Genomic DNA, 998 nt, shown 5'->3' with positions numbered 1-998 from the left:
TAGTCGGCAACAACACGCCCGTCTTCTTCTTACGTGACCCGTTGAAGTTCCCTGACCTCAACCACGCGGTGAAACGCGATCCACGCACCAACATGCGCAGCTCGACGAACAACTGGGATTTTTGGACATCGCTGCCAGAAGCGTTCCATCAAGTAACCATCGTCATGAGTGACCGCGGTATTCCAGCGTCTTACCGTCACATGCACGGCTTCGGTAGCCATACATTCAGCTTTATCAACGCTGAAAATGAACGCTACTGGGTGAAGTTCCACTTCAAACCTCAGCAAGGTATTAAGAACATCAGCGATGAGGAAGCACAACTGCTGGCGGGCAGAGATCGTGAAAGCCATCACCGCGATTTGTATGAGTCGATTGAGCGTCAGGATTTCCCGAAATGGAAAATGTACGTACAGATCATGCCAGAATTAGAAGCCGACGAAGTTAACTTCAACCCATTCGACCTAACAAGAGTATGGTCTCAAAAAGATTATCCACTTATCCCTGTAGGTGAGTTTGAGCTGAACCGTAACCCAGAAAACTTCTATGCAGAAGTTGAGCAATCCGCGTTTAACCCGGCAGCTATCGTTCCTGGAATTGGTTTCTCGCCAGACAAAATGCTGCAAGGCCGTTTGTTTGCATACGGAGATGCACAGCGTTACCGCCTAGGTGTAAACCATCACCAAATTCCAGTCAACGCCCCTCGTTGTCCGGTACACAGCTACCATCGTGACGGCGCAATGCGAGTTGACGGTAACTTCGGTTCAACACTAGGTTACGAACCAAACTACAAACAAGAGTGGGCAGAGCAGCCTGATTATTCAGAGCCACCATTGCGAATTAGCGGCCATGCTGACCATTACGACCATCGTGTTGATGAGGATTACTTTAGCCAAGCAGGTGACCTGTTCCGACTAATGAACGAAGAGCAACGCCAAGCGCTGTTTGATAACACCGCACGAGCGATGGATGGTGTGCCAGACTTCATTAAAGAACGTCAC

The 998-nt window shown here is 49.4% G+C and carries 1 protein-coding gene; it reads left to right on the top strand.

Annotated elements, in window-relative coordinates; genetic code table 11:
• A partial coding sequence (locus R8N47_RS23815) for a catalase (protein WP_318185926.1) occupies positions 1–998 on the top strand: 998 nt, incomplete at both ends.

The organism is Vibrio sp. 2132-1 (genome assembly GCF_033344315.1).
Note: the sequence above shows the minus strand (reverse complement) of the source record. Positions and strands in the feature narration are given on the sequence as shown.